The organism is Amycolatopsis sp. NPDC059657, assembly GCF_042734395.1.
Lineage (GTDB): Bacteria > Actinomycetota > Actinomycetes > Mycobacteriales > Pseudonocardiaceae > Amycolatopsis.
The window spans coordinates 1-4,518 of sequence record NZ_JBHWEB010000196.1; the positions used below are offsets into that span (position 1 = coordinate 1).

Sequence of the window (4,518 nt, forward strand, 5' to 3'; positions counted from 1 at the left end):
AACGCGAGCAGCGCGACACCCGCGACAGTGCCCATGAGGACCTTACCGAACATCTTCATTCCATCTCCGATCGCAAAGCGGGAGTGCATGGAGAAATTCAATCACCGGTTCTCCCGGCAGCACCGCACGAACAGGAATCCGAGGGGAATCCCTCGTGGGCCGCCGGGCACCTCATCGAGGAATATCCGGACCATCCTTGCTCAGCGGGTCAACTTGACGTCCACCCTCTCGGGCACAGGGATATCCCTAAACCTGAAGCGCTCAGACCTGGTAGAGGGAGAGCCGTTGCAGCCGCGCGAATCGAAGCCAATGACGGTGCCGCGGTCACCGGCGTGCGGAGTCAGCCCGAGAACGGGTACCCACGCCTCGTTGTGGGGAGGGAGGCCATAACAGGTGGTTTTGCCGTTGATGGTGACGTTCACGCTCAGCGTGCTCGGATAAACGTGAACCCAGAGTTCTTTTGTCGTGGCGGCGTCCGCGCCCGGTGCGAACGCGAGCAGCACGGCACCCGCGACAGTGCCCATGAGGACCTTACCGAACATCTTCATTCCATCTCCGATCGCAAAGTGGGCATGCGTTGAGAAAATTCAATCACCGGTTCTCCCCGCAGCACGGCATGAACAGGAATCCGAGGGGAATCTCTCGTGAGCCGCCGGTCGGCGCTACGGCCGGGGAAGGTGGTCGTTGGTATAGGTCTTGCCCAGGTCGATCTTCGCCTGTGCGACACCGGTGTTGAACTTGCTGAGCACGGTGTAGGCGGTCTGGGCGCCGTCGGTGTGGATGATGCCGTCCTTGCTGAAGGACTCCTTCATTCGCTCGATCGCGGCGATGTACACCTCCCGGTCGCCTGCCGTGTACTCCGGTGGCATGCGCTCGGCGATCTCGGTCGGTGAGTGCTGATCGATCCACTGCAGAGTCCGGACGATCGCGCTCGCGAGCTTGCGGGCGGTGCCGGTGTTCGCGGCCAGCCATTCACCGGTGGAGTAGAGGACGGACGCCGCGTAGTTGTCCACTCCGAACTCGGCCCTGAGTCCTTCCGCCGTGTGTGTGTCGGCGAGGATCCGCAGGTCTCCCGCGCGTTGACGCAGCAGGGAGATCGACGGCTCGACCATCACGGCGGCGTCGACCTTGCCCTGCTCCACGGCCGCGACCGCGCTCGCGTCGCCGCCGATCGCGGCCACACTGGCGTCGTCGGCGGCCAGGCCGTGCCGGACGAGCAGGTACTTGAGGAAGAAGTCGGTCGACGAGCCCGGCGAGGTCACGCCGACTGTGGCACCACGCAGGTCGGCGATCGAGTTGATCGGCCTGCCGCTCTTCGGTGACACGACGAGCGCGAGCGAAGGCAGCCGCAGCATGCCGACGAAGGCCGTGGCGACACGACCCTTCGCCTGCATCTGGATGGTGTGGTCGTAATACCCGCTCGCGACGTTCACACTGCCGCCCTGCAGCGCCTGCAACGCCTTCGAACCGCTCTGCATGTCCTCCAGCTTCACCTGAAGGCCCTCGTCGCGGTAGTAGCCGAGGCGGTCGGCGAGTGTCGTGGGCAGGTACACCAGCAGCGGCTGGCCGCCCACGCCGATGGTCACCTCGGTCGCCGTGTCCACTTTGGACGAGCAGCCGGCGAGCGTCAGCACGGCCAGCAGTGCGGCGAGAAGTCGTTTCACGGTGCCTCCGGTTTCCAACGTAGCAACTTGCGTTCGAGCAGCCCGACCGCGAGATCGACGAGAAGCACGACGGCGGCCAGCACGACCATGCCCGCGAACACACCGGTGGTGTCGAACGTTCCCTCGGCCTGGGAGATGAGGTAGCCGACACCGGCCGAACTGCCGAGGTATTCACCGACCACGGCGCCGACGATGGCGAAACCGACGCTGACATGCAGGCTGGAGAAGATCCACCCGAGTGCGCTGGGCAGGAGCACGTGCCAGGTCAGCTGGCCCTCGGTCGCGCCGAGCATCCGGGCGTTGTCCACCAGTACCTTCTCGACGTCCCGCACACCTTGGTAGGTGTTGAAGAAGACAAGGAAGAACACCAGCGTCACGCCGAAGGCGACCTTCGACCACACGCCCAATCCGAACCAGAGCAGGAAGATCGGCGCGAGCACCACCCGCGGCACCGCGTTGAGTACTTTGATGAACGGGTCGAACACGGCGCCCAGGAACCTGAAGCGAGCCAGCACGAACCCGACCAGCAGCCCGGCGGCGGTGCCGATGAGCAGCGCCAGCGCGGCCTCGGCGAGCGTGATGCCGAGGTGCTCCCAGATCGTCCCGCTGGTGAACCAGCGTACGATCTGGCCCGCGATGTCACTCGGCTTGCTGAAGAAGAACTCGTCGGCTCCGCCGAATTCCCAGCCCGCCGCGATGGCCGCGGCGAGTCCGAGCTGTGCGGCGAGCACGGCTCCCTTGGACACGACCGTCCCCTCAGCCATGGCTTTTCAGCACCTCGTCACGCAGACCGGCCCAGATCGCCTGGTAGACCTCGGTGAAACCCGGTGAGGTGCGGATGTCCAGCAGGTCGCGTGGGCGCGGCAGATCCACCGGGTAGCGGCCGAGCACCCGGCTACCCGGCCCGGCCGAGAGCACCAGGACCTCGTCCGACAGCGATACCGCCTCGTCGAGGTCGTGCGTGACGAACAGAACGGTGTTGCCACTCTCGGACCACAATCCGAGCAGCTCGTTCTCCATGATCTGGCGCGTCTGCACGTCCAGCGCGCCGAACGGCTCGTCCATCAACAGGATGTCCGGGCCGGTGATCCACATCTGGGCGACCGCGGCCCGTTTGCGCATGCCGCCGGACAACTGATGCGGGTAGGCTTGCTCGAAGCCGCTGAGCCCGACCCGCGCGATCCATTCCCGCGCGCGATCGGCACGTTCCCGTTTGTCGAGACCTCGCAGCCGGAGCCCGAACCCGACGTTGTCCAGTACGGTCTTCCACGGCAGCAACGCGTCCTGCTGGAACAGGTAACCCGCCGCCTGGTTGAGCCCGCGCAACGGCGCCCCGTCGACGAGTACTTCTCCGGAAGTCGGCGCGCGCAGCCCGGCGACGCAGTTGAGCACAGTGGATTTGCCGCATCCGGTCGGGCCGACCACCGACACGAACCGGCCTCGCGGAACAGCGAAGCTCACATTTTCCAGTGCGGTGGTGGTTCCGGGAAAGGAGACGCTCATCGAGCGAAGCTCCACCGCGTTGTGCGCGGCATCCAGGTCAGGGCTCATGTAGTCCAATCCCGATGGGTCGTGAGTGTTGCGGACGGTGTGGGCGAACCGGTATTTGACGACTACGTCGGGTTTGCGGGTTGCGGGTCCGCGCGAGTGGGGCTTGTGTCACGCTCACGGTGACGAAAGGTGGTGAGTGGGTTGTGAGGCGTTGAACGACCGGTTTCCCCCTCGCCAGGCCGCGTGAAGGTGACAAGGGGCGCCTTTGTCACCCAGAGCGTTTCAAGGGCGGCCCTTGTCACGTGCCACGCCGGGTTCAGCTGCGACTGCCCGAGCGAGTGGAAGAAAATCTGCATCCAACGGAGCAAAGGTTCCACTCGCTTGGCCACGCCGCCGGGTCGCCACGGTAGGTAGCCAAATACCGGTCGACTAGAACCGTCGGCGACACTCACGACCCGTGTGGACTTGGGCGCGGGGGAGTCGGCCAGTCCAAGTAGGCCGATTCAGAAAGTGTGGGTCAAGCAGGCCAGCCGGTCGCCCGCGGTGCCCGCCTTGCCAGGCTCGGTGTGGGTATGGGTGGCGTGCACGACGATCGAGTTCGCCTCTCCCTGGCGGAACTCCCACTTCACCTTCGCCGAGGAGTTCGCCGCTCCCTTGGCGTCGGTGGTGAAGTCCAGCCAGATCTCGTTGTCGCGGTTCGCGTAAGCCGGATCGATCGAAGGCGAAACGGGGTCCTTCTGGGACTGGTAGTGCGGGCCCGAGTCCGCAGGCTTGGCGCCGCAGGACTTGGTGTGCACGTGGGAGCCGTAGGCGGTGTTCGGCAGCAGGCCGGTGACGGTCAGCGTCACGGTGGTCGAGCCGCCCTCCACCGAGGCCGACGTGCCCAGTGTCGCGCCGACCGGGACTCGCTTGGTGTCGTAGGTGATGGCCGCGGGCTGCGTACCGGCGGCGGCGGGCTCGGCGACCGCGATTCCGGCAGGCGGCGGAGTGGCGGTCGAGGCAGGCGCGGAGCCCGTGCTCGCGTCGGACGAGCAGGCTGCCAAGGCCCCCGCGAGCGCAACGGCTCCGAAAAGGACCGTTGTTTTCGTACGCATACTTCTCCTTGTTGTGAACTGTGTGGAGCTTTGATCGTGGTGCGGGCGAAGCCGCGGCAGCGGCTTCTCACCCATCACACGCCTACATAGGACAACGGGAGTACGCGCCACGCGGCCGTTGTCCTCCATTCGTGGAACAATTTCCGCACAAAGCGAGTGTGGGGGGCCCGGAGAGGGTGCGCCACCCATGTGAGACGGTGCGTTGGTTGTTGAACAGGCGGGTTACAACCCATGGTGGGGGATCAGCAGGTAGGTTCGGCGGGGCGGGC

5 protein-coding genes are annotated in these 4,518 nt (G+C 65.6%); all 5 read right to left on the reverse strand.

Annotation, left to right across the window (positions count from 1 at the left end):
- Positions 1-200: 200 nt before the first annotated feature.
- The 5 genes from ACFV15_RS46215 to ACFV15_RS46235 all read right to left on the reverse strand — a co-directional run bounded on the left by ACFV15_RS46215 (position 201) and on the right by ACFV15_RS46235 (position 4,249).
- Positions 201-548 carry a hypothetical protein gene (locus ACFV15_RS46215; RefSeq protein ID WP_378359618.1) on the reverse strand — a complete coding sequence of 116 codons (348 nt, stop codon included), beginning with the start codon at positions 546-548 and terminating at the stop codon, positions 201-203.
- 114 nt (positions 549-662) lie between these two features.
- Complete coding sequence (locus ACFV15_RS46220; RefSeq protein ID WP_378359619.1) at positions 663-1,664, reverse strand: ABC transporter substrate-binding protein; 1,002 nt, start codon at positions 1,662-1,664, stop codon at positions 663-665.
- On the reverse strand, positions 1,661-2,428 hold the full coding sequence (locus tag ACFV15_RS46225; RefSeq protein ID WP_378359621.1) for an ABC transporter permease: 768 nt from the start codon (positions 2,426-2,428) through the stop codon (positions 1,661-1,663). Before ACFV15_RS46225 ends, ACFV15_RS46220 begins: the two co-directional genes overlap by 4 nt.
- A complete protein-coding gene (locus tag ACFV15_RS46230) occupies positions 2,421-3,215 on the reverse strand; it encodes an ABC transporter ATP-binding protein (protein WP_378359622.1) in 795 nt (264 codons plus the stop codon). The genes ACFV15_RS46225 and ACFV15_RS46230 overlap by 8 nt, the downstream gene beginning before the upstream one ends.
- A 443-nt stretch (positions 3,216-3,658) precedes the next feature.
- Positions 3,659-4,249, reverse strand: coding sequence for a superoxide dismutase family protein (locus ACFV15_RS46235; protein WP_378359624.1), 591 nt, complete (start codon positions 4,247-4,249; stop codon positions 3,659-3,661).
- Positions 4,250-4,518: the final 269 nt, after the last annotated feature.